Origin of the sequence: Aureimonas populi, from assembly GCF_017815515.1 — a bacterium.
Lineage (GTDB): Bacteria > Pseudomonadota > Alphaproteobacteria > Rhizobiales > Rhizobiaceae > Aureimonas > Aureimonas populi.
Window position 1 is genome coordinate 2611847 of sequence record NZ_CP072611.1, and the last position, 23207, is coordinate 2635053.

The window sequence follows — 23207 nt, forward strand, 5'->3', positions numbered from 1 at the left end:
GATGCGGAGGGATGCCCGAGTGGTTAAAGGGGACGGACTGTAAATCCGTTGGCTCAGCCTACGTTGGTTCAAATCCAACTCCCTCCACCATCGCCGGCAGGGGCCCCCGAGTGCCGCGGGTATAGCTCAATGGTAGAGCAGCAGCCTTCCAAGCTGAATACGCGGGTTCGATTCCCGCTACCCGCTCCACCGCATCTGTCCGAAGAGCTCCATCCCTCGAGCCGCCCATAACGCGCGGTGGTGAGGCGCACTTGTGTTCGGCAACGGCAGTCTATATGTCGCGCCGGGAGTTCAGACTCGAGCCTTAAGCGTCAGGAAAACTTCTCATGGCCAAATCGAAATTCGAGCGCAACAAGCCGCATGTGAACATTGGGACGATCGGTCACGTTGATCATGGGAAGACGTCATTGACGGCTGCGATCACGAAGTACTTCGGGGAGTTCCGAGCGTACGACCAGATTGACGCGGCGCCTGAGGAGAAGGCGCGGGGGATCACGATTTCGACGGCGCATGTTGAGTATGAGACGGCGAACCGTCACTACGCGCATGTGGACTGCCCGGGGCACGCGGACTACGTGAAGAACATGATCACGGGCGCGGCGCAGATGGACGGTGCGATCCTGGTTTGCTCGGCGGCGGACGGCCCGATGCCGCAGACGCGGGAGCACATTCTTCTGGCGCGTCAGGTTGGCGTTCCTGCGATCGTCGTGTTTTTGAACAAGGTGGACCAGGTCGACGATCCGGAGCTTCTGGAGTTGGTGGAGCTGGAGGTTCGCGAGCTTCTGTCGAGCTACGACTTCCCGGGCGACGACATTCCGATCGTGAAGGGGTCTGCGCTTGCGGCTCTGGAGGACTCCAACAAGGAGATCGGCGAGGACGCGGTCCGCAAGCTGATGGAAGAGGTTGACGCCTACATTCCGACGCCGGAGCGCCCTGTCGACCAGCCGTTCCTGATGCCGATCGAGGACGTGTTCTCGATCTCCGGCCGCGGCACGGTTGTGACGGGCCGCGTGGAGCGCGGGATCGTGAAGGTCGGCGAGGAAGTGGAGATCGTGGGGATCCGCGACTCGAAGAAGACGACGGTGACGGGCGTTGAGATGTTCCGCAAGCTCCTGGACCAGGGACAGGCGGGCGACAATATCGGCGCGCTGATCCGCGGCGTGGACCGCGAGGGTGTCGAGCGGGGCCAGGTTCTTTGCAAGCCGGGTTCTGTGAAGCCGCACACGAAGTTCAAGGCCGAGGCGTACATCCTGACGAAGGAGGAGGGCGGCCGGCACACGCCGTTCTTCACGAACTACCGTCCTCAGTTCTACTTCCGGACGACGGACGTGACGGGTGTGGTGACGCTTCCCGAGGGCACCGAGATGGTGATGCCGGGCGACAACGTGACGATGGACGTGACGCTGATCGTTCCGATCGCGATGGAAGAGAAGCTTCGCTTCGCCATCCGTGAGGGCGGCCGCACCGTCGGCGCCGGCATCGTCTCGACCATCGTCGAGTAAATTGGGCGAAGAGCCCATGCGAGCATGAGGAAGCGGGCCTTTACGGCCCGCTTTTTCGTATCCGGGCCGCTGTTGCGGAGCCGTGGCCGGACCGGTTACAACGCCGGCGTTTGGAAAAGGGGATTTGCAGTGTCCGCAGACATCGCGCGCGTTTTCATCGGCTACGATTCCAAGGAGGTCGTGGCCTACCACGTCCTCGCGCAGAGTATCATCGAGCATTCCACCATGCCGGTCACGCTCTCGCCCCTCGTGCTTCCTCATCTGGAGAAGACGTTCACCCGCGAGCGCAACGCCCTCCAATCGACGGAATTCTCGTTCTCGCGCTTCCTGGTTCCCTATCTTTCGAACTACGAGGGATGGAGCCTTTTCATGGACTGCGACATGCTGATGCGGGCCGACATCGCCGAACTCTGGGCGCTGCGGGACGAAACGAAGGCCGTCATGTGCGTGAAGCACGACTACCAGCCGAAGGTGGAGACGAAATTCCTCGGGCAGGTGCAGACCAAGTATGAAAAGAAGAACTGGTCGAGCGTACTGCTCTTCAACAACACCCGGTGCCGTGCGCTGACGCCGGATTTCGTCAATACCGCGACGGGCCTTCAGCTCCACCAGTTCAAATGGCTGGACGACGACAGCCAGATCGGCGCGCTGCCGGCTGCCTGGAACTGGCTGGTGAACGAGTACGAGCGGGACGAATCGGCCAAGAACGTCCACTTCACGGACGGTGGGCCCTATTTCGATGAATATCGCGACGACGATTACGCGGAGGAATGGTTCGCGATGCGCGAGCGCGTGCTCTACGTGCAGCAGCGCGAGCCGAAGGCATAAGAATTATGGCGGAGCCGACGTCCTTCGAGGGGATGGAGACCGTGGAGGAGGCGGTCGCCTTCTTCGAGCGCTATGAAACCATCGTGCTCGTCGCCAACAGCGACGTGATCGATATCGGCGCGCTACGCGGGGCCTATTCGGGTGACACGCTCTTTGTCTTCTTCAACAAGGTCTACAAGGTCCTGTCGAAGCCCTTCGAAGGTGAGGCCGTGCTCGTCGCGCGGTCCAGCCCCGCAGGGGCGAACATCGTCTATCGGCGGGAGGTGGACGATGTCCTGCGCCTGCTGCGCGGCCCCCGGTTCCAGGGCGTGCTCAACCTGAAGGCGGGGCCGCAGGAGGTTCTGAGCCCCGCTGGTGAGTTCGGCGGGGTGCAGGTCGCGCATGTCGACCTCGCCGGGACGATGGAGGGGTTCTATCCCGTGACCCACGTTCCCACGAGCGGCTTTGCCTTGGCGCTTCTGCTGAGCGAACGCTGCATGGGCAGCCGCATCGTGCTGGCGGGGTTCACGGCCCGGCGCAGCGCCAAATGGAAGCTGTTCTACGATCACGATTGGACCTTCGAGCAGATCGTCCTGCGCCTGCTGTTTCGCTCTGGGCGGCTGGAGCCAGCCCCGGGAGCGGCCCGCGTCGAAGGCGCTCTGGACGCCATTGCGCGGCGGCTTCCGGGCGTGACGGCCGAGGATGTGTCTCTTGTGGCGGGCGACGTTCTCTCCGAGCGTCTGGAATCGGCCCATATGGGCATCGACGCCTTGATGAAGGTCACGCGCGTGCAGCAGCGCTTCGACGGTTGGGTGCGCGCGCTCAAGCCGCGAACGCGGAAGGAAAAGCGCGCAGCCGAGCCCTGCCAAGGCCGCTGAGCGGAGGGGCGGGCAAACTTCGCTTGCCAAACGCTCCGCTACGGATTATTGCCGGCCTCGCGTCAGGACGGCCTTCGCAGACGAACGTCGCGGAACGTCGGCCCTTTAGGGGTATAGCTCAGTTGGTAGAGCGGCGGTCTCCAAAACCGCAGGTCACAGGTTCGAGCCCTGTTGCCCCTGCCATTTGCTCTCAAAATGCGTCGTGCCCCTTGTGAATCGCGAGAGGGGCGGGTATGTAGCGTTTAACAGACACGGGGCGCGTGGGGCTGGTCGGCAGCTTTTACGCGCCTAATGGCATGGGCGCTCTATGGCCTCGAAGACAAATCCCTTCACGTTTCTGCAGCAGGTCCGCACCGAGGTCTCCAAGGTCACTTGGCCTAGCCGCAAGGAAACCGTGATCTCGACGATCATGGTGCTGGTGATGGTGGTCTTCGCTGCGGCGTTCTTTTTCGTCGCCGATCAGGTGCTGGGCTATCTCGTCGGCCTCGTGATGAATGTCGGCTGACCGCAGGAGCAATCGTTAATTCCATGACCGCTCGCTGGTACATCGTCCACGCTTACTCGAATTTCGAGAAGAAGGTGGCCGAATCGATCGAGGAGCAGGCCCGTCAGAAGGGGCTGTCCGACAAGTTCGAGAAGATTCTCGTTCCGACGGAGAAGGTCGTCGAGGTGCGTCGTGGTCGCAAGGTCGATGCCGAGCGCAAGTTCTTCCCGGGCTACGTATTGGTCAAGGCCGAGCTGACCGACCAGGTCTTCTCGATGATCAAGAACACGCCGAAGGTGACCGGGTTCCTCGGGCCGGACAATCGTCCGGTTCCCATCTCCGAGGCAGAGGCGACGCAGATCCTGACTCAGGTTCAGGACGGTGTCGAGCGTCCGAAGTCGTCGATCTCCTTTGATGTCGGCGAGCAGGTGCGCGTTTCCGATGGTCCGTTCGCCTCCTTCAACGGCATTGTTCAGGAGGTCGATCAGGAGCGCACGCGTCTCAAGGTCGAAGTCTCGATTTTCGGTCGGGCTACTCCGGTGGATCTCGAATTCGGTCAGGTCGAAAAGGTCTGATCGAGAGGGGTGAGGCACTCGCCCCGAATTGTGCGGGAGGCGCTGCGGCACGAAAGCCGGCCGTCAGGCGCCGAACCGCACGACTGCAAAGCCTCCCAGGAGGCGCTTGTCATAAGGCAGGATTGAATGGCTAAGAAAATCGCAGGGCAGCTCAAGCTGCAGGTGAAGGCCGGGTCCGCGACCCCGTCGCCGCCGATCGGTCCCGCGCTCGGTCAGCGCGGCATCAACATCATGGAGTTCTGCAAGGCGTTCAACGCGCAGAGCCAGGAGATGGAGAAGGGATCCCCGGTCCCCGTCGTCATCACCTACTATCAGGACAAGTCCTTCACCTTCGTGATGAAGACGGCTCCGGTCAGCTACTTCCTGAAGAAGGCGGCCGGGCTCACGAGCGGCTCCAAGGAGCCGGGCAAGGTCAGCGCCGGCTCGGTGAGCCGTCAGCAGGTCCGTGAAATCGCCGAGGCGAAAATGAAGGACCTGAACGCGAACGACGTGGAAGCGGCGATGGCGATGGTGGAAGGTTCCGCCAAGTCCATGGGCCTGGAAGTGGTGGGCTGAACCGATGGCTAAGATTGGCAAGCGCATTGCGAAAGCCCGCGAGGGCATCGACCGCGAGAAGCTCTACGATCTGTCCGAGGCGATCGGTCTGCTGAAGGAGCGTTCCACCGCCAAGTTCGACGAGACCATCGAAGTCGCGATGAATCTGGGCGTCGACCCGCGTCATGCGGACCAGATGGTGCGCGGCGTGGTCAACCTGCCGAACGGTACGGGCCGCACGGTTCGCGTTGCCGTGTTCGCTCGTGGCGACAAAGCCGAGGAGGCCAAGGCCGCCGGCGCGGATATCGTCGGTGCCGAGGATCTGGTGGAGCAGGTGCAGGGCGGCACGATCGATTTCGACCGCGCTATCGCGACGCCGGACATGATGGGACTCGTCGGCCGTCTCGGCAAGGTGCTCGGCCCGCGCGGCCTGATGCCCAATCCGCGCGTCGGTACCGTCACGCCTGACGTGACTGCCGCCGTTAAGGCGTCGAAGGGCGGTGCGGTGGAGTTCCGCGTGGAGAAGGCTGGCATCGTGCATGCGGGCGTCGGCAAGGCGAGCTTCGGCACCGAGGCGTTGGTGGAGAATATCAAGGCCTTCGCCGAGGCTGTCCAGAAGGCCAAGCCGAGTGGCGCGAAGGGCAACTACGTCCAGCGCGTGGCCGTCTCCTCGACCATGGGGCCCGGCCTCAAGCTCGACCCCGCCTCGGTTCGTTCCGAGGCCTGAGGGCTTAACATCTCACGGGGCGTCTCCCATATGGGATATTTCCCCGAATGAAGTTCCGCGGCCTCACGGCCGCGGTTCGGCGTGATCCGAAGGGATTTCGCCAGCCTGTCCGAGATTGTGGGCGAGGGCCGGTTCGCCGTCCTTCTTAATCGTTGAAAGCCTGCATGAGACGGGGACGATCCGATCTTGGATATTCGTATCCGCTTCGGTTCGAACCTCTGAATGCCTTGTGCCGTCTGCCGGTTCCCTCGGGAGCCAAACAGGCGCAAGGGGACAGGATCCTCGAGCGTCGCATGGGATTCCATGCGGCAAACGGCAACCGGGGCCTCACCTGCAAGGGTAGGGCCTCAACTGGAGAGTGACAGTGGACAGAGCGGAAAAGCGCGAGTTCGTCACGGATCTGAACGAGACCTTCAAGGCCTCGGGCGCGATCGTGGTGGCCCGCTACGCCGGTCTCACCGTCGCGCAGATGAATGACCTTCGGGTCAAGATGCGCGAATCTGGTGGCACCGTCAAAGTCGCGAAGAACCGCCTCGCCAAAATCGCTCTTCAAGGCACCGACGCCGAAGGCATCTCGAACCTGTTCGAGGGCCAGACCCTGATCGCCTACTCGGTCGATCCGGTCGCGGCGCCGAAGGTGGCCAACGACTTCGCCAAGGGCAACGACAAGCTCGTGATCCTGGGCGGGGCGATGGGGGCCACCGCTCTAGACGCGGAAGGCGTGAAGGCTTTGGCCTCGCTGCCTTCGCTCGACGAACTGCGCGGCAAGCTTCTGGGCATGATCCAGACGCCGGCCACCCGCATCGCGGCCGTCACGGCCGCGCCGGCGGCGCAGCTCGCGCGCGTTTTCGGGGCGTATGCCAAGAAGGACGAGGCGGCGTGAGGCTTGTTCCTCGCTGCATTCAGAACAATCGAACCATAGGGAATGTGAACAATGGCTGATCTCGCCAAGATCGTTGAAGACCTGTCGAGCCTGACCGTCCTCGAGGCGGCCGAGCTGTCGAAGCTCCTCGAAGAGAAGTGGGGCGTCTCCGCCGCCGCGCCGGTGGCCGTTGCCGCCGCTGGTGGCGCCGGTGCTGCCGCCGCCGCCGAGGAAGAGAAGACCGAGTTCGACGTCATCCTCTCGGATGCCGGCGCGCAGAAGATCAACGTCATCAAGGAAGTCCGTGCGATCACGGGCCTGGGCCTCAAGGAAGCCAAGGACCTTGTCGACGGCGCTCCGAAGCCGGTCAAGGAGGCTGTCTCCAAGGACGAGGCCGCCAAGATCAAGGACCAGCTCGAGAAGGCTGGCGCCAAGGTCGAGGTCAAGTAAGCGCCTTAGCTGCGCTTGCGAAGGACTTTCAATCGGGCGGGACGGCAAAACGCCGTTCCGCCATTCGTGCTCGCATCGGGCGGCTTGGTCTGCCCGGTGCATTTCGCGAAGCGGGAGCGTGCGTTTCTCCAGATCGCCCGGGCGGGCGCTGTGGAGACACGGACCGGACGCGGGAGCGAACGGCCTGAGACTTGAACCGGCGACAGCCGGTTCGGGTGGTCTTCCGAAAGGGAGACGGAATTTCGGCCCTCTGGTCAAGGGCGATGTCGAGATGAAGGAGCGACGATGTCTCAAGTGACGACGTTTAGCGGTCGCAGGCGGGTGCGCAAGTTCTTCGGGTCCATCCCCGAAGTGGCCGAAATGCCGAACCTGATCGAGGTCCAGAAGGCCTCCTATGACCAGTTCCTGATGGTCGACGAGCCGGAAGGCGGGCGTGCGGACGAGGGGCTTCAGTCCGTCTTCCGCTCCGTCTTCCCCATTTCCGATTTCGCGGGCCATTCGATGCTCGAATTCGTCAAGTACGAGTTCGAGGCGCCGAAGTTCGACGTCGATGAATGCCGGCAGCGCGACCTGACCTTCGCGGCGCCGCTGAAGGTGACGCTGCGCCTCATCGTGTTCGATGTCGACGAGGATACGGGCGCGAAGTCGATCAAGGACATCAAGGAGCAGGACGTCTACATGGGCGACATGCCGCTCATGACGTCCAACGGCACCTTCATCGTCAACGGCACCGAGCGCGTCATCGTCTCGCAGATGCACCGTTCGCCGGGCGTGTTCTTCGACCATGACAAGGGCAAGTCGCATTCCAGCGGCAAGCTGCTCTTCGCCGCGCGCGTGATCCCTTATCGCGGATCCTGGCTCGACATCGAGTTCGACGCCAAGGACATCGTGTTCGCGCGTATCGACCGCCGCCGCAAGATTCCGGTGACCTCGCTCCTGATGGCGCTGGGCATGGACGGCGAGGAGATTCTGTCGACCTTCTACGACATCGTGATGTTCGAGAAGGACAAGAATGGCTGGCGCGTGCCGTTCTCTGTGGAGCGCGTGCGCGGCCAGAGCGCGACGGCCGACCTGATCGACGCCGACACCGGCGAAGTGCTCGTCGAGGCGGGCAAGAAGGTCACCGCTCGCCAGGCCAGGCAGATGAAGGAGAAGGGCGTCAAGGCGCTTCGCGCGAGCGAGGAGGACCTTTACGGCAATTACCTGGCCGAGGACATCGTCGACTACGCGACGGGCGAGGTCTATCTCGAAGCAGGCGACGAGATCGACGAGAAGACGCTCAAGGTCCTGATCGACGCGGGACACGAGCAGATCTCGGTGCTCGACATCGACCACGTGACCGTGGGCGCTTATATCCGCAACACGCTGGCGGCCGACAAGAACGAAAGCCGGCAGGACGCGCTGTTCGACATTTACCGCGTGATGCGTCCGGGCGAGCCGCCCACGATGGAAACCGCCGAGGCGATGTTCCAGTCGCTCTTCTTCGACGCGGAGCGCTACGACCTCTCGGCCGTGGGCCGCGTGAAGATGAACATGCGCCTCGACGTCTCGGCCGAGGACACCGTTCGCGTGCTGCGCAAGGAGGACATCCTTGCGGTCGTCAAGACGCTGGTCGACCTGCGCGACGGCAAGGGTGAGATCGACGACATCGACAATCTCGGCAATCGCCGGGTGCGCTCGGTCGGCGAGCTGATGGAGAACCAGTACCGCGTCGGCCTTCTGCGCATGGAGCGGGCGATCAAGGAGCGCATGTCCTCCGTCGAGATCGACACGGTCATGCCGCAAGACCTGATCAACGCCAAGCCTGCCGCGGCGGCCGTGCGCGAGTTCTTCGGCTCCTCGCAGCTTTCGCAGTTCATGGACCAGACCAACCCGCTGTCGGAGATCACGCACAAGCGTCGTCTCTCGGCACTTGGCCCCGGCGGCCTGACGCGCGAGCGCGCCGGCTTCGAGGTGCGCGACGTGCACCCGACGCATTACGGCCGCATCTGCCCGATCGAGACGCCGGAAGGCCCCAATATCGGCCTGATCAACTCGCTCGCGACCTTCGCGCGCGTCAACAAGTATGGCTTCATCGAAAGTCCGTACCGCCGCGTTGTGGACGGCAAGGTCACGCACGATGTGGTCTATCTCTCCGCGATGGAGGAGGCCAAGCATCACGTCGCTCAGGCCAACGCCATCCTGAAGGACGACATGACCTTCGAGGAAGAGCTGGTCGTCTGCCGCCATTCGGGCGACGTCTTCATGACGCCGCGCGAGAATGTCGACCTGATGGACGTCTCGCCCAAGCAGCTCGTGTCGGTGGCCGCCGCGTTGATCCCGTTCCTGGAGAACGACGACGCGAACCGCGCACTCATGGGCTCGAACATGCAGCGCCAGGCCGTGCCGCTCGTTCGCGCCGAGGCGCCGTTCGTTGGCACGGGCATGGAGCCGATCGTGGCCCGTGACTCGGGCGCGGCCATCGGCGCGCGCCGCACCGGCATCGTTGATCAGGTGGATGCGACCCGTATCGTCATCCGTGCGACGGAGGATTTGGAATCCGGCCGCTCGGGCGTTGACATCTACCGGCTGATGAAGTTCCAGCGCTCCAACCAGAACACCTGCATCAACCAGCGTCCGCTGGTGGCGGTGGGCGACAGGGTGCGCAAGGGCGACATCATTGCCGATGGCCCGTCCACGGACCTCGGCGATCTGGCGCTCGGCCGCAACGTGCTCGTCGCGTTCATGCCGTGGAACGGCTACAACTACGAGGATTCGATCCTCTTGTCGGAGCGCATCGTCGCCGACGACGTCTTCACCTCGATCCATATCGAGGAGTTCGAGGTCATGGCGCGCGACACCAAGCTCGGCCCCGAGGAGATCACGCGCGACATCCCGAACGTTTCGGAAGAGGCGCTGAAGAACCTCGACGAGGCGGGCATCGTCTATATCGGCGCCGAGGTGCAGCCGGGCGACATCCTGGTCGGCAAGATCACGCCGAAGGGCGAAAGCCCGATGACGCCGGAGGAGAAACTCCTGCGCGCCATCTTCGGCGAGAAGGCCTCCGACGTTCGTGACACGTCCAACCGCATGCCTCCCGGCACTTACGGCACAGTCGTCGAAGTGCGCGTCTTCAACCGCCACGGCGTGGAGAAGGACGAGCGCGCGATGGCGATCGAGCGTGAGGAGATCGAGCGCCTCGCCAAGGACCGCGACGACGAGCAGGCGATCCTGGATCGCAACGTCTACGGTCGCCTCGTGGAGATGCTGAACGGCAAGGCGGCCATCGCCGGGCCGAAGAGCTTCAAGAAGGGCGCCGCGCTCTCGCCGGAGGTCATGACAGAGTATCCCCGCTCGCAGTGGTGGATGTTCGCGGTCGAGGACGAGAAGCTGCAGGGCGAGATCGAGGCGCTGCGGTCTGTCTATGACGAGTCCAAGAAGACGCTGGAGCAGCGCTTCATGGACAAGGTCGAGAAGGTGCAGCGCGGCGACGAACTGCCCCCCGGCGTCATGAAGCAGGTGAAGGTCTTCGTCGCCGTGAAGCGCAAGATTCAGCCGGGCGACAAGATGGCCGGCCGTCATGGCAACAAGGGCGTCGTTTCGCGGATCGTGCCGGTGGAGGACATGCCGTTCAACGAGGACGGTACGCATGTCGATATCGTGCTCAACCCGCTCGGCGTGCCTTCGCGCATGAATGTCGGTCAGATCCTCGAGACACATCTCGGCTGGGCCTGCGCGGGCATGGGCAAGAAGATCGGCCAGATGCTGGAGGCTTACCAGCAGTCTCTGGACGTGGACCCTCTGCGTCAGGAGATCGCCGGGCTTCTGGGCGACAGCGACCGCAACGAGAAGGTGAAGGACTACGACGACGAGAGCGTCCTGACCCTCGCACGGCAGATGAAGCGCGGCGTTTCCATTGCGACGCCGGTCTTCGACGGCGCCGTGGAGCACGACATCGTCGAGATGCTGGAGAAGGCGGGGCTCAACGGTTCCGGGCAGGTGACGCTATATGACGGGCGCACCGGCGAGGCCTTCGACCGCCAGGTGACGGTCGGCTACATCTACATGCTGAAGCTGCACCATCTGGTGGATGACAAGATCCACGCCCGCTCGATCGGCCCCTACTCGCTCGTCACCCAGCAGCCGCTGGGCGGCAAGGCGCAGTTCGGCGGCCAGCGCTTCGGCGAGATGGAGGTGTGGGCACTTGAGGCCTACGGCGCCGCCTACACGTTGCAGGAGATGCTGACGGTGAAGTCGGACGACGTGGCGGGCCGCACCAAGGTGTACGAGTCCATCGTGCGCGGCGACGACGCCTTCGAGTCTGGCATTCCCGAGAGCTTCAACGTTCTCGTGAAGGAAATGCGCTCGCTGGGCCTCGACGTGGACCTGTCCAACTCGGTGGCCGATCTGGCGGCTTCGCTGGAAGGCCTGCCGGACGCGGCCGAATAGGCGGACATAGAACGGTCGCTCTGTTGGGCGACACTTCCGGCGCTGCGCTTTCGGGTGCGGCGCCGGCTAAGGTTTCGCGGTTTTGGATTTTGCGGGAAGGCTCGTCCTTCCGCATCGCGGGGCGGATGCCCCAGAAGGAGAAAGCACCATGAATCAAGAGGTCATGAATCTCTTCAATCCTCAGGTGCAGGCTCAGACGTTCGATTCCATCCGGATTTCGCTCGCGAGCCCCGAGAAGATCCTTTCCTGGTCGTTCGGCGAGATCAAGAAGCCGGAGACGATCAACTACCGCACGTTCAAGCCCGAGCGTGACGGCCTCTTCTGCGCGCGCATTTTTGGTCCGATCAAGGACTACGAATGCCTGTGCGGCAAGTACAAGCGGATGAAGTACAAGGGCATCATCTGCGAAAAGTGCGGCGTGGAGGTCACGCTTTCTCGCGTTCGCCGCGAGCGTATGGGGCATATCGAACTGGCGGCGCCGGTGGCGCATATCTGGTTCCTGAAGTCGCTGCCCAGCCGCATCGGCACCCTGCTCGACATGACCCTCAAGGACATCGAGCGCGTTCTCTACTTCGAGAACTACATCGTGACCGAGCCCGGCCTCACCGCCCTGAAGGAGCACCAGCTCCTGACGGAGGAGGAGTACATCATCGCGACCGAGGAGTACGGTGAAGACAGCTTCACCGCGCTGATCGGCGCGGAGGCGATCCAGGAGCTGTTGCGCTCCATGGATCTGGAGAAGATCGCCGGCGACCTGCGGTCCGAGCTCGCGACGACGACGTCCGAGCTGAAGACCAAAAAGCTCATGAAGCGTCTCAAGATCGTCGAGAACTTCCTGGAGTCCGGCAACAAGCCGGAATGGATGATCATGAGCGTCGTTCCGGTGATCCCGCCGGACCTGCGCCCGCTCGTCCCGCTGGATGGGGGACGCTTCGCGACCTCGGACCTTAACGATCTCTATCGCCGCGTCATCAACCGCAACAACCGTCTCAAGCGGCTGATCGAGCTGCGCGCGCCGGGCATCATCATCCGCAATGAGAAGCGCATGCTTCAGGAGGCGGTGGACGCGCTGTTCGACAACGGGCGCCGCGGCCGCGTCATCACGGGCGCCAACAAGCGTCCTCTGAAGTCGCTCTCGGACATGCTCAAGGGCAAGCAGGGCCGCTTCCGCCAGAACCTGCTCGGCAAGCGCGTCGATTATTCCGGCCGTTCGGTCATCGTGACCGGCCCGGAATTGAAGCTTCACCAGTGCGGCCTGCCCAAGAAGATGGCGCTGGAGCTGTTCAAGCCGTTCATCTACGCGCGCCTGGATGCCAAGGGCTACTCGTCCACGGTCAAGCAGGCCAAGAAGCTGGTCGAGAAGGAGCGCCCGGAAGTCTGGGACATCCTCGACGAGGTTATCCGCGAGCATCCGGTTCTCCTGAACCGCGCGCCGACGCTTCACCGCCTCGGCATCCAGGCATTCGAGCCGGTGCTGATCGAGGGCAAGGCGATCCAGCTTCACCCGTTGGTCTGCACGGCCTTCAACGCGGACTTCGACGGCGACCAGATGGCGGTGCACGTGCCGTTGTCCATCGAGGCGCAGCTCGAAGCGCGCGTCCTGATGATGTCGACGAACAACATCCTGCATCCCGCGAACGGCGCGCCGATCATCGTGCCGTCGCAGGACATGGTGCTCGGGCTCTACTACCTCTCGATCATGAATGAGAACGAGCCGGGGCAGGGCATGGCCTTCTCGGATATCGGAGAGATGGAGCAGGCCCTCTTCACCAAGTCCGTGACGCTGCACACCAAGATCAAGGGCCGCGTCCGCTCGATCGACGAGAACGGCAACGTGACCTCGAAGATCTACGAGACGACGCCCGGCCGCATGCTCATCGGCCAGCTTCTGCCGAAGACGCACAAGATCTCCTTCGACATCGCCAACGATCTGATGACGAAGAAGAACATCTCGAAGATGATCGACACTGTCTACCGCCATTGCGGTCAGAAGGACACGGTGATCTTCTGCGACCGCATCATGCAGCTCGGCTTCCGCCACGCCTGCACCGCCGGCATCTCCTTCGGCAAAGATGACATGGTCATCCCTGACACCAAGCCGAAGCTGATCGGTGAGACGCAGGCGCTCGCTAAGGAATACGAGCAGCAGTACAATGATGGCCTGATCACCCAGGGCGAGAAGTACAACAAGGTGGTCGATGCCTGGGCCAAGTGCACGGACAAGATCGCCGACGAGATGATGGGCCGCATCAAGGCGGTCGAGTTCGACGCCGAGACCGGCCGTCAGAAGCCGATGAACTCGATCTACATGATGTCGCACTCCGGCGCGCGTGGCTCGCCCACTCAGATGCGCCAGCTCGCGGCAATGCGCGGCCTGATGACCAAGCCCTCTGGCGAGATCATCGAGACGCCGATCATCTCGAACTTCAAGGAAGGCCTGACCGTGCTGGAGTACTTCAACTCCACCCACGGTGCCCGCAAGGGTCTGGCCGACACGGCGCTGAAGACGGCCAACTCCGGCTATCTGACCCGCCGTCTGGTTGACGTGGCGCAGGACTGCATCATCACGCAGACTGATTGCGGCACCCCGAACGGCCTGACGATGCAGCCCATCGTTGATGCCGGCCAGGTCGTTGCCACGCTCGGCCAGCGCATCCTTGGCCGGACGGCGCTGGAGGACATCGTGCATCCGTTGACGGGTGATGTTCTCGTCGAGGGTGGTCGCACGGTCGAGGAGAAGGACGTCGAGATCATCGAGAAGGCTGGCGTGCAGTCGGTCAAGATTCGCTCGGCACTCACCTGCGAGGTGCGCACCGGCATCTGCGCCGTCTGCTACGGACGCGATCTGGCTCGTGGCACGCCCGTCAACATGGGCGAGGCCGTTGGCGTCATCGCGGCGCAGTCGATCGGCGAGCCGGGCACGCAGCTCACCATGCGCACGTTCCACATGGGCGGCACGGCGCAGGTGGTCGACAGCTCGTTCCTAGAAGCGTCCTATGAAGGCACGGTCCAGATTCGGAACCGCAACGTTGTGCGCGATTCTGAGGGCCGTCTTGTTGCCATGGGCCGCAACATGGCCATCCTGATCCTCGATCAGGCGGGCAAGGAGCGGGCTTCGCATCGCGTCACCTACGGCAGCCGCATCTTCGTCGACGATGGGGATCAGGTTCGTCGGGGGCAGCGTATCGCGGAGTGGGATCCCTACACGCGTCCGGTCCTGACGGAAGTCGAGGGCACGGTTGAGTTCGAGGATCTGGTCGAGGGCCTCTCGGTTCTGGAGCAGGCGGACGAGTCGACGGGTATCACCAAGCGCCAGGTCATCGATTGGCGCGCCAACCCGCGCGGCTCGGACCTCAAGCCGGCCATGGTCATCCGCAAGGACGACGGTACGATCCACAAGCTCGCGCGTGGTTCGGATGCCCGCTACCTCCTGTCGGTGGACGCCATCCTGTCCGTCGAGCCGGGTTCGAAGGTGAAGGCTGGCGACGTTCTTTCGCGTATTCCGATGGAAAGCGCGAAGACCAAGGACATCACCGGTGGTCTGCCGCGGGTCGCCGAACTCTTCGAGGCGCGTCGCCCCAAGGACAACGCGGTCATCGCCGAGATCGACGGCACCATCCGTTTCGGCCGCGACTACAAGAACAAGCGGCGGATCGTCATCGAGCCGCATGGGGACGGCGTGGAGCCGGTGGAGTACCTGATCCCGAAGGGCAAGCCGTTCCATCTTCAGGAAGGCGACGTCATCGAGAAGGGTGACTACATCCTGGATGGCAACCCCGCGCCGCATGACATCCTGGCCATCCGGGGCGTCGAAGCGCTGGCCTCGTATCTGGTGAACGAGATCCAGGAGGTCTATCGCCTCCAGGGCGTGCTTATCAACGACAAGCACATCGAGGTGATCGTCCGGCAGATGCTGCAGAAGGTCGAGATCGTGGAGTCCGGCGATTCCGGCTATATTCCGGGCGATCATGTCGACCGGATCGAGCTGGCGGAGCTGAACGAGAAGCTGGTGGACGAAGGCAAGAAGCCGGCGTCCGGCAACCCGGTTCTTCTGGGCATCACCAAGGCCTCGCTGCAGACCCCGTCCTTCATCTCGGCGGCCTCCTTCCAGGAGACCACGCGCGTCCTTACCGAGGCGGCAGTGGCCGGCAAGATGGATACGTTGCAGGGGCTGAAGGAGAACGTCATCGTCGGCCGTCTGATCCCGGCCGGTACGGGCGGAATGATGACGCAGGTCCGCCGCATCGCGACGAGCCGCGATGACCTGATCCTCGACGACCGCCGCAAGGCTTCCAACGCGGCCGACGCGGACCGTATGCTGACCTCGTTGAACGACGCGGCCGAGTAGACGTCTCGATCGCGACGTTCGAAAAGGGCCGCCTCGTGCGGCCCTTTTCATTGAGCCCATGGGTTGTCGGCAGAGCGACGCGGGGTTGACGGGTGGAGCGGGAATCGTTAAACACCGCCCAACAGAGCCGATGTGAAGCCGAATCTCCCTGAAGAGCGCCATGCTCGGGAGGCAGCGGGTTCAAACAAGGCTTCGTTCAACGAGACGCTTATCGCTGGTCGCACGATCGCTAACCCGATCCTCTGCATTCAACCGGGCAGTCCGCTGAAAAGGCGGGTCTCATGCCCGGTTTCGCGCATGTCCCTCGCGGGATATGGCGGGTGTGGAGTGTTTTGTTTCGAGCCAGTTCTGAAAGAAAAGGGAAGGTTGGGATGCCGACCATCAACCAGTTGATCCGCAAGCCTCGCGTTCGTCCGACGGAGCGCAATACGGTTCCGGCTCTCCAGGCCAACCCGCAGAAGCGCGGTGTTTGCACACGCGTCTATACGACGACCCCGAAGAAGCCGAACTCGGCGCTCCGCAAGGTGGCCAAGGTTCGTCTCGTCAATGGCTTCGAGGTCATCGGCTATATCCCGGGTGAGGGGCATAATCTTCAGGAGCACTCCGTGGTGATGATCCGCGGCGGCCGCGTGAAGGACCTTCCGGGTGTGCGTTACCATATCATTCGCGGCGTGCTGGATACGCAGGGTGTCAAGGATCGCAAGCAGCGCCGTTCGAAGTACGGCGCCAAGCGTCCTAAGTAAGCGCCCCGTTCCGTACCGCCCGAGACGAAAAGAGACCTGACCGATGTCCCGTCGCCATTCTGCCGAAAAGCGTGAGATCAACCCGGACCCGAAGTTCGGCGATCTCGTCGTTACCAAGTTCATGAACGCCATCATGTACGATGGTAAGAAGTCGGTCGCCGAGCGTATCGTCTACGGCGCCTTCGATGTCATGCACGACAAGAGCCGCCAGGATGCGGTGGCGATGTTCCATCAGGCGCTCGACAACGTCGCTCCTCATGTTGAGGTCCGGTCGCGTCGCGTCGGCGGTGCGACCTATCAGGTCCCTGTCGACGTGCGTCCCGAGCGCCGCCAGGCTCTGGCGATCCGCTGGCTGATTTCGGCGGCTCGCAACCGGAATGAAACGACCATGGTCGATCGCCTTTCGGGTGAGCTCATGGACGCGGCGAACAACCGTGGTTCGGCCGTGAAGAAGCGCGAAGACACGCACCGCATGGCGGAAGCGAACCGCGCCTTCTCGCACTACCGCTGGTAAACGGACCGCTAGATCGAAAGGCGACGCCCCATGGCCCGCGAATACAAGATCGAAGACTACCGCAATTTCGGCATCATGGCCCACATCGATGCCGGTAAGACCACGACCACCGAGCGGATTCTCTTCTACACCGGCAAGTCGCACAAGATCGGCGAAGTCCATGACGGCGCCGCAACGATGGACTGGATGGAGCAGGAGCAGGAGCGCGGCATCACGATCACGTCCGCTGCGACCACCACGTTCTGGGAAGGCCGTGACGGCAAGAAGCGTCGCTTCAACATCATCGACACGCCGGGTCACGTCGACTTCACCATCGAAGTCGAGCGTTCTCTTCGCGTTCTCGATGGCGCCATCGCGCTGCTCGACGCCAATGCCGGTGTCGAGCCGCAGACTGAAACCGTCTGGCGTCAGGCGGACAAGTATCATGTCCCGCGCATGATCTTCGTCAACAAGATGGACAAGACGGGCGCGGACTTCTTCCGCTGCGTCGATATGATCAAGACGCGTCTCGGTGCTCGTCCGGTTGTCGTTCAGATCCCGGTCGGTGCCGAGAGCGAGTTCAAGGGCCTTGTCGATCTGATCGAGATGAAGGCGCTGATCTGGCGCGACGAGACGCTCGGCGCGCAGTGGGATGTCGTCGAGATCCCGGAGGAGCTGAAGGCGCAGGCCGAAGAATATCGCGAGCTGATGATCGAGGCCGCCGTCGAGGTCGACGAGGCCGCGATGGAGAAGTATCTCGAAGGTGAGATGCCATCGAACGACGAACTGCGTCGCCTGATCCGCAAGGGCACCTGCGACGTCTGGTTCACGCCGGTCCTGTGCGGTTCGGCCTTCAAGAACAAGGGCGTGCAGCCGCTCCTCGACGCGGTCGTGGATTTCCTGCCGTCGCCCGTCGAGGTCCCGGCCATCAAGGGTATCGATCCTAAGACGGAGACTGAGACCGTTCGTCATTCGTCCGATGACGAGCCGCTTTCGATGCTTGCCTTCAAAATCATGAACGATCCGTTCGTCGGCTCGCTCACCTTCTGCCGCATCTATTCGGGCAAGGTGTCCAAGGGCACTGCGCTTCAGAACACGGTGAAGGACAAGAAGGAGCGTCTGGGCCGTATGCTCCAGATGCACTCCAACTCGCGTGAGGACATTGAGGAGGCTTTCGCCGGCGACATCGTCGCTCTGGCCGGCCTTAAGGAAGTGACCACGGGCGACACGCTCTGCGATCCGCTGAAGCCCGTGATCCTGGAGCGCATGGAGTTCCCCGATCCGGTCATCGAGATCGCGATCGAGCCGAAGACGAAGGGCGACCAGGAGAAGATGGGCCTGGCGCTCAATCGTCTTGCCGCCGAGGATCCTTCTTTCCGCGTCAAGACGGATGAAGAATCCGGCCAGACGATCATTGCCGGCATGGGCGAGCTTCATCTCGACATTCTCGTCGATCGCATGAAGCGCGAGTTCAAGGTCGAGGCGAATATCGGCGCGCCGCAGGTGGCCTACCGCGAGACGATCACGCGCCAGGCCGAGGTGGATTACACGCACAAGAAGCAGACCGGTGGTACGGGCCAGTTCGCTCGCGTCAAGATGGTCTTCGCGCCTGCCGAGATCGGTGAGGGCTTTGCCTTCGAGTCCAAGATCATCGGCGGTGCTGTGCCGAAGGAATATATTCCGGGCGTGCAGAAGGGCATTCAGTCGGTCCTGACCTCGGGTCCGCTGGCGGGTTTCCCGATGGTGGACATCAAGGCCGAGCTCATCGACGGTGCTTACCACGACGTCGACTCCTCGGTTCTGGCTTTCGAGATCGCCGCCCGCGCCGGTTTCCGCGAGGCCATTCAGAAGGCCGGCCCCAAGCTGCTCGAGCCGATCATGAAGGTCGAAGTCGTGACGCCTGAGGATTATGTCGGCGACGTCATCGGCGACCTGAACTCGCGGCGCGGCCAGATTCAGGGCACTGAAGCCCGAGGCATCGCTACCGTGGTGAACGCGATGGTTCCGCTGGCCAATATGTTTGGCTACGTGAACACTCTGCGCTCAATGAGCCAGGGCCGCGCTCAGTACACGATGCAGTTCGATCACTACGAGCAGGTACCGAACCAGGTCGCGGACGAAATCCAGAAGAAGTACGCCTGACGCGGTTTCGCGAAGGCTGAAAGCCCTGACGGCCGAAACGGCCAACAAGAATTGAACGGAGAGCCACGATGGCCAAATCGAAATTCGAGCGCAACAAGCCGCATGTGAACATTGGGACGATCGGTCACGTTGATCATGGGAAGACGTCATTGACGGCTGCGATCACGAAGTACTTCGGGGAGTTCCGAGCGTACGACCAGATTGACGCGGCGCCTGAGGAGAAGGCGCGGGGGATCACGATTTCGACGGCGCATGTTGAGTATGAGACGGCGAACCGTCACTACGCGCATGTGGACTGCCCGGGGCACGCGGACTACGTGAAGAACATGATCACGGGCGCGGCGCAGATGGACGGTGCGATCCTGGTTTGCTCGGCGGCGGACGGCCCGATGCCGCAGACGCGGGAGCACATTCTTCTGGCGCGTCAGGTTGGCGTTCCTGCGATCGTCGTGTTTTTGAACAAGGTGGACCAGGTCGACGATCCGGAGCTTCTGGAGTTGGTGGAGCTGGAGGTTCGCGAGCTTCTGTCGAGCTACGACTTCCCGGGCGACGACATTCCGATCGTGAAGGGGTCTGCGCTTGCGGCTCTGGAGGACTCCAACAAGGAGATCGGCGAGGACGCGGTCCGCAAGCTGATGGAAGAGGTTGACGCCTACATTCCGACGCCGGAGCGCCCTGTCGACCAGCCGTTCCTGATGCCGATCGAGGACGTGTTCTCGATCTCCGGCCGCGGCACGGTTGTGACGGGCCGCGTGGAGCGCGGGATCGTGAAGGTCGGCGAGGAAGTGGAGATCGTGGGGATCCGCGACTCGAAGAAGACGACGGTGACGGGCGTTGAGATGTTCCGCAAGCTCCTGGACCAGGGACAGGCGGGCGACAATATCGGCGCGCTGATCCGCGGCGTGGACCGCGAGGGTGTCGAGCGGGGCCAGGTTCTTTGCAAGCCGGGTTCTGTGAAGCCGCACACGAAGTTCAAGGCCGAGGCGTACATCCTGACGAAGGAGGAGGGCGGCCGGCACACGCCGTTCTTCACGAACTACCGTCCTCAGTTCTACTTCCGGACGACGGACGTGACGGGTGTGGTGACGCTTCCCGAGGGCACCGAGATGGTGATGCCGGGCGACAACGTGACGATGGACGTGACGCTGATCGTTCCGATCGCGATGGAAGAGAAGCTTCGCTTCGCCATCCGTGAGGGCGGCCGCACCGTCGGCGCCGGCATCGTCTCGACCATCGTCGAGTAAATTGGGCGAAGAGCTTCGTGCGGCGACAGCCGCCGCGCGAAGCCGAGCCCCGAGTAGGGGCGGTTGGGTCGCCTTCTGGCGATCCGTTTGAACGGCTGAAGACTGTTTAAGCGCTCGGAAAGCGCCGCTCCCCGGCAGCTCCGACGAGAGGACGAATGCAATGAACGGCCAGAATATCCGCATCCGCCTGAAGGCGTTCGATCATCGGGTCCTCGACGCTTCGACGCGGGAGATCGTCTCGACGGCGAAGCGGACCGGTGCCAATGTGCGCGGGCCTATCCCGCTGCCGACCCGGATCGAGAAGTTCACGGTCAACCGCTCGCCGCACGTCGACAAGAAGTCGCGCGAGCAGTTCGAGATGCGCACCCACAAGCGCCTGCTCGACATTGTCGACCCGACCCCCCAGACAGTCGATGCGCTCATGAAACTCGACCTCGCCGCCGGCGTCGACGTCGAGATCAAGCTCTGATCCGAGCACGGGAAGGATAACGCCCATGCGTGCAGGTGTGATTGCACAGAAGGTCGGCATGACCCGCGTCTATAACGACGCCGGCGAGCATGTTCCGGTCACGGTCCTGAAGGTCGAGAACCTGCAGGTGGTCGGTCAGCGGACCCAGGAGAAGAACGGCTATACTGCCGTCCAGCTCGGCGTCGGTCTGGCCAAGGTCAAGAATGTCTCTAAGGCGATGCGCGGCGTGTTCGCCCAGGCTTCCGTCGAGCCGAAGAAGAAGGTCGCGGAGTTCCGTGTCAGCGAGGACAACCTCGTTGAGGTGGGCGCCGAGATCACTGCGGACCATTTCGTCGCGGGTCAGCTGGTCGACGTGACGGGCACTTCAATTGGCAAGGGCTTCGCCGGCGCCATGAAGCGCCATAATTTCGGCGGCCTGCGCGCGACCCACGGCGTCTCCGTCTCGCACCGTTCGCACGGTTCGACCGGTCAGCGCCAGGACCCGGGTAAGGTCTTCAAGAACAAGAAGATGGCCGGTCACATGGGCCAGACTCGCGTGACCACGCAGAATCTTGAGATCGTGCGTACCGATGCGGACAAGGGCCTGATCCTCGTTCGCGGCGCGGTTCCGGGCTCGAAGGGTGGCTGGATCTATGTTCGCGACGCCGTGAAGGCGGCGCTGCCGGACAACGCGCCCAGGCCCGCCGCTCTGCGTCAGGCCGCCAACAACGGCACTGAGACGGCCAGCGCTTCCGAGGGAGCCGAGTAATGGACATCACGATCAAATCCCTCGACGGCAAGGATGCCGGACAGGTAACGCTCGCCGACGAGATCTTCGGTCTCGAGCCGCGTGAGGACATCCTGCAGCGCATGGTGCGTTACCAGTTGGCCAAGCGCCAGCAGGGCACGCATCAGACGCTAGGCCGCGCCGAGATCGCGCGCACCGGTGCCAAGCTTTACAAGCAGAAGGGCACGGGCCGCGCACGCCACGGCTCGGCTCGCGCTCCGCAGTTCCGCGGCGGCGGCAAGGCCCACGGGCCAGTGTCGCGCAGCCACGACCACGATCTTCCGAAGAAGGTTCGTGCGCTTGCACTGCGTCATGCGCTGTCGGCCAAGGCACAGTCCGGCGGGCTGCTCGTAATCGACGAGCTGACTTCGCAGGACGGCAAGACGAAGGTGACCATCAAGCAGTTTTCCGGGCTCGGCCTGACGAACGCATTGGTGATCGGTGGGGCCGAGCTCGAGGCGAATTTCGCGCGTTCGGCCCGCAACATTCCGCACATCGACGTGCTGCCTGTCCAGGGCATCAACGTCTATGACATTCTCCGTCGCCAGACGCTGGTCTTGTCGAAGGCCGCGGTCGAGGCTCTCGAGGAGCGCTTCAAATGACCGATCTTCGTCATTACGACGTCATCACCAGCCCGGTCGTGACCGAGAAGTCGACGATGGCTTCCGAGAATAACCAGGTTGTGTTCAACGTGCCGCACACCGCCACCAAGCCGGCCATCAAGGCCGCGGTGGAAGCGCTTTTCGGCGTGAAGGTGAAGGCCGTCAACACGCTTGTCCGCAAGGGCAAGGTCAAGCGTTTCCGGGGCCGTCCGGGCCGCCAGAGCGACCAGAAGAAGGCGATCGTGACGCTGGCCGAAGGCCAGAGCATCGACGTCTCGACCGGGCTCTAAGGGCAGGGCGAGGATTAGATCATGGCATTGAAAAACTTCAAACCGGTCACACCGAGCCTTCGCCAGCTCGTCATCGTTGACCGTTCGGGTCTGTGGAAGGGGAAGCCGGTCAAGCAGTTGACCGAGGGCCTGACGCAGAAGGGCGGACGCAACAACACCGGTCGGATCACGGCGCGCTACCAGGGCGGGGGTCACAAGCGGACCTATCGCATCATCGACTTCAAGCGTCGCAAGTTGGACGTTGTCGGGACGGTGGAGCGTCTTGAGTACGATCCGAACCGCACGGCCTTCATCGCTCTTATCCGTTACGAGGATGGGGAGTTCGCCTACATCCTGGCGCCGCAGCGTCTCGCTGCCGGTGACAAGGTCCTGTCGAGCGCCTCGAACATCGACGTGAAGCCCGGCAATGCCATGCCGCTTTCCTCGATGCCGGTCGGTACCATCATCCACAATGTGGAGATGAAGCCGGAGAAGGGGGGGCAGATCGCTCGCTCCGCCGGCGCCTACGCGCAGCTTGTCGGCCGCGATGCGGGAATGGCGATCCTTCGCTTGAACTCGGGCGAGCAGCGTCTGGTGCCGGGATCATGCTTTGCCACGGTCGGGGCGGTGTCCAACCCGGACCACGGCAACATCAATCTCGGTAAGGCCGGCCGCTCGGTATGGCTCGGCCGCCGCCCGCATGTTCGCGGTGTCGCGATGAACCCGGTCGACCATCCGCACGGCGGTGGTGAAGGCCGGACGTCCGGTGGCCGCCATCCTGTCTCGCCCTGGGGCAAGCCGACCAAGGGCAAGCGCACGCGCTCGAACAAGTCTACCGACAAGTTCATCATGCGCTCGCGCCACCAGCGCAAGAAGTAAGGGTA

20 protein-coding genes and 3 tRNA genes are annotated in these 23207 nt (G+C 63.0%); all 23 read left to right on the forward strand.

Annotated elements, in window-relative coordinates:
• The first annotated feature begins 5 nt into the window (after window positions 1-5).
• The 23 genes from J7654_RS12225 (at window position 6) to rplB (ending at window position 23202) form a co-directional block, all read left to right on the forward strand.
• Window positions 6-90 (forward strand) — tRNA-Tyr (locus J7654_RS12225).
• Window positions 91-115: 25 nt separating this feature from the next.
• Window positions 116-189, forward strand: a tRNA-Gly gene (locus J7654_RS12230).
• Between the two features lie 137 nt (window positions 190-326).
• The gene (gene tuf, locus J7654_RS12235; RefSeq protein ID WP_209736196.1) at window positions 327-1502 is read left to right on the forward strand and encodes an elongation factor Tu; all 1176 of its coding nucleotides are present in this window, start codon (window positions 327-329) and stop codon (window positions 1500-1502) included.
• Between the two features lie 129 nt (window positions 1503-1631).
• Window positions 1632-2330: a glycosyltransferase family protein gene (locus J7654_RS12240; protein WP_209736197.1), complete on the forward strand. Its 699-nt coding sequence runs from the start codon at window positions 1632-1634 to the stop codon at window positions 2328-2330.
• Between the two features lie 5 nt (window positions 2331-2335).
• The gene (locus J7654_RS12245; protein ID WP_209736198.1) at window positions 2336-3187 is read left to right on the forward strand and encodes a 3-deoxy-manno-octulosonate cytidylyltransferase; all 852 of its coding nucleotides are present in this window, start codon (window positions 2336-2338) and stop codon (window positions 3185-3187) included.
• Window positions 3188-3294: 107 nt separating this feature from the next.
• Window positions 3295-3370, forward strand: a tRNA-Trp gene (locus tag J7654_RS12250).
• A gap of 124 nt (window positions 3371-3494) precedes the next feature.
• Complete coding sequence (gene secE / locus J7654_RS12255) at window positions 3495-3692, forward strand: preprotein translocase subunit SecE (protein WP_209736199.1); 198 nt, start codon at window positions 3495-3497, stop codon at window positions 3690-3692.
• Between the two features lie 23 nt (window positions 3693-3715).
• Window positions 3716-4246: a transcription termination/antitermination protein NusG gene (gene nusG, locus J7654_RS12260; RefSeq protein ID WP_209736200.1), complete on the forward strand. Its 531-nt coding sequence runs from the start codon at window positions 3716-3718 to the stop codon at window positions 4244-4246.
• Window positions 4247-4372: 126 nt separating this feature from the next.
• Window positions 4373-4801, forward strand: coding sequence for a 50S ribosomal protein L11 (gene rplK, locus J7654_RS12265; RefSeq protein WP_209736201.1), 429 nt, complete (start codon window positions 4373-4375; stop codon window positions 4799-4801).
• Window positions 4802-4805: 4 nt separating this feature from the next.
• The gene (gene rplA, locus J7654_RS12270) at window positions 4806-5507 is read left to right on the forward strand and encodes a 50S ribosomal protein L1 (RefSeq protein WP_209736202.1); all 702 of its coding nucleotides are present in this window, start codon (window positions 4806-4808) and stop codon (window positions 5505-5507) included.
• Window positions 5508-5871: 364 nt separating this feature from the next.
• Window positions 5872-6390, forward strand: coding sequence for a 50S ribosomal protein L10 (gene rplJ / locus J7654_RS12275; RefSeq protein WP_209736203.1), 519 nt, complete (start codon window positions 5872-5874; stop codon window positions 6388-6390).
• A gap of 51 nt (window positions 6391-6441) precedes the next feature.
• Window positions 6442-6819, forward strand: coding sequence for a 50S ribosomal protein L7/L12 (gene rplL / locus J7654_RS12280; protein ID WP_209736204.1), 378 nt, complete (start codon window positions 6442-6444; stop codon window positions 6817-6819).
• A 285-nt stretch (window positions 6820-7104) separates the two neighbouring features.
• Entirely contained in the window at window positions 7105-11247 is a 4143-nt protein-coding gene (rpoB, locus tag J7654_RS12285; RefSeq protein WP_209736205.1) for a DNA-directed RNA polymerase subunit beta, read from the forward strand.
• A gap of 148 nt (window positions 11248-11395) precedes the next feature.
• Window positions 11396-15595, forward strand: a complete 4200-nt coding sequence (gene rpoC, locus J7654_RS12290) for a DNA-directed RNA polymerase subunit beta' (RefSeq protein WP_209736206.1) — start codon at window positions 11396-11398, stop codon at window positions 15593-15595.
• A 371-nt stretch (window positions 15596-15966) separates the two neighbouring features.
• The gene (gene rpsL / locus J7654_RS12295) at window positions 15967-16338 is read left to right on the forward strand and encodes a 30S ribosomal protein S12 (RefSeq protein WP_039192521.1); all 372 of its coding nucleotides are present in this window, start codon (window positions 15967-15969) and stop codon (window positions 16336-16338) included.
• Window positions 16339-16381: 43 nt separating this feature from the next.
• A complete protein-coding gene (gene rpsG / locus J7654_RS12300; RefSeq protein ID WP_209736207.1) occupies window positions 16382-16852 on the forward strand; it encodes a 30S ribosomal protein S7 in 471 nt (156 codons plus the stop codon).
• Window positions 16853-16882: 30 nt separating this feature from the next.
• Window positions 16883-18973 carry an elongation factor G gene (fusA, locus tag J7654_RS12305; protein ID WP_209736208.1) on the forward strand — a complete coding sequence of 697 codons (2091 nt, stop codon included), beginning with the start codon at window positions 16883-16885 and terminating at the stop codon, window positions 18971-18973.
• Window positions 18974-19041: 68 nt separating this feature from the next.
• Window positions 19042-20217, forward strand: a complete 1176-nt coding sequence (gene tuf / locus J7654_RS12310; RefSeq protein WP_209736196.1) for an elongation factor Tu — start codon at window positions 19042-19044, stop codon at window positions 20215-20217.
• 160 nt (window positions 20218-20377) lie between these two features.
• The gene (gene rpsJ / locus J7654_RS12315) at window positions 20378-20686 is read left to right on the forward strand and encodes a 30S ribosomal protein S10 (RefSeq protein ID WP_006205468.1); all 309 of its coding nucleotides are present in this window, start codon (window positions 20378-20380) and stop codon (window positions 20684-20686) included.
• A gap of 25 nt (window positions 20687-20711) precedes the next feature.
• Complete coding sequence (gene rplC, locus J7654_RS12320) at window positions 20712-21434, forward strand: 50S ribosomal protein L3 (RefSeq protein ID WP_209736209.1); 723 nt, start codon at window positions 20712-20714, stop codon at window positions 21432-21434.
• Window positions 21434-22054: a 50S ribosomal protein L4 gene (gene rplD / locus J7654_RS12325; protein ID WP_209736210.1), complete on the forward strand. Its 621-nt coding sequence runs from the start codon at window positions 21434-21436 to the stop codon at window positions 22052-22054. The genes rplC and rplD overlap by 1 nt, the downstream gene beginning before the upstream one ends.
• Window positions 22051-22344, forward strand: a complete 294-nt coding sequence (locus J7654_RS12330; RefSeq protein WP_209736211.1) for a 50S ribosomal protein L23 — start codon at window positions 22051-22053, stop codon at window positions 22342-22344. The genes rplD and J7654_RS12330 overlap by 4 nt, the downstream gene beginning before the upstream one ends.
• Window positions 22345-22365: 21 nt before the next feature.
• Entirely contained in the window at window positions 22366-23202 is an 837-nt protein-coding gene (rplB, locus tag J7654_RS12335) for a 50S ribosomal protein L2 (RefSeq protein ID WP_209736212.1), read from the forward strand.
• Window positions 23203-23207: the final 5 nt, after the last annotated feature.

What these genes read in the sequence shown, in the direction of transcription:
- tuf (WP_209736196.1), top strand. Translation starts at nt 327, where the DNA reads ATGGCCAAATCGAAATTCGAGCGCAACAAGCCGCATGTGAACATTGGG.
- J7654_RS12245 (WP_209736198.1), top strand. Translation starts at nt 2,336, where the DNA reads ATGGCGGAGCCGACGTCCTTCGAGGGGATGGAGACCGTGGAGGAGGCG.
- secE (WP_209736199.1), top strand. Translation starts at nt 3,495, where the DNA reads ATGGCCTCGAAGACAAATCCCTTCACGTTTCTGCAGCAGGTCCGCACC.
- nusG (WP_209736200.1), top strand. Translation starts at nt 3,716, where the DNA reads ATGACCGCTCGCTGGTACATCGTCCACGCTTACTCGAATTTCGAGAAG.
- rplK (WP_209736201.1), top strand. Translation starts at nt 4,373, where the DNA reads ATGGCTAAGAAAATCGCAGGGCAGCTCAAGCTGCAGGTGAAGGCCGGG.
- rplA (WP_209736202.1), top strand. Translation starts at nt 4,806, where the DNA reads ATGGCTAAGATTGGCAAGCGCATTGCGAAAGCCCGCGAGGGCATCGAC.
- rplL (WP_209736204.1), top strand. Translation starts at nt 6,442, where the DNA reads ATGGCTGATCTCGCCAAGATCGTTGAAGACCTGTCGAGCCTGACCGTC.
- rpoB (WP_209736205.1), top strand. Translation starts at nt 7,105, where the DNA reads ATGTCTCAAGTGACGACGTTTAGCGGTCGCAGGCGGGTGCGCAAGTTC.
- rpoC (WP_209736206.1), top strand. Translation starts at nt 11,396, where the DNA reads ATGAATCAAGAGGTCATGAATCTCTTCAATCCTCAGGTGCAGGCTCAG.
- rpsL (WP_039192521.1), top strand. Translation starts at nt 15,967, where the DNA reads ATGCCGACCATCAACCAGTTGATCCGCAAGCCTCGCGTTCGTCCGACG.
- rpsG (WP_209736207.1), top strand. Translation starts at nt 16,382, where the DNA reads ATGTCCCGTCGCCATTCTGCCGAAAAGCGTGAGATCAACCCGGACCCG.
- fusA (WP_209736208.1), top strand. Translation starts at nt 16,883, where the DNA reads ATGGCCCGCGAATACAAGATCGAAGACTACCGCAATTTCGGCATCATG.
- tuf (WP_209736196.1), top strand. Translation starts at nt 19,042, where the DNA reads ATGGCCAAATCGAAATTCGAGCGCAACAAGCCGCATGTGAACATTGGG.
- rpsJ (WP_006205468.1), top strand. Translation starts at nt 20,378, where the DNA reads ATGAACGGCCAGAATATCCGCATCCGCCTGAAGGCGTTCGATCATCGG.
- rplC (WP_209736209.1), top strand. Translation starts at nt 20,712, where the DNA reads ATGCGTGCAGGTGTGATTGCACAGAAGGTCGGCATGACCCGCGTCTAT.
- rplD (WP_209736210.1), top strand. Translation starts at nt 21,434, where the DNA reads ATGGACATCACGATCAAATCCCTCGACGGCAAGGATGCCGGACAGGTA.
- J7654_RS12330 (WP_209736211.1), top strand. Translation starts at nt 22,051, where the DNA reads ATGACCGATCTTCGTCATTACGACGTCATCACCAGCCCGGTCGTGACC.
- rplB (WP_209736212.1), top strand. Translation starts at nt 22,366, where the DNA reads ATGGCATTGAAAAACTTCAAACCGGTCACACCGAGCCTTCGCCAGCTC.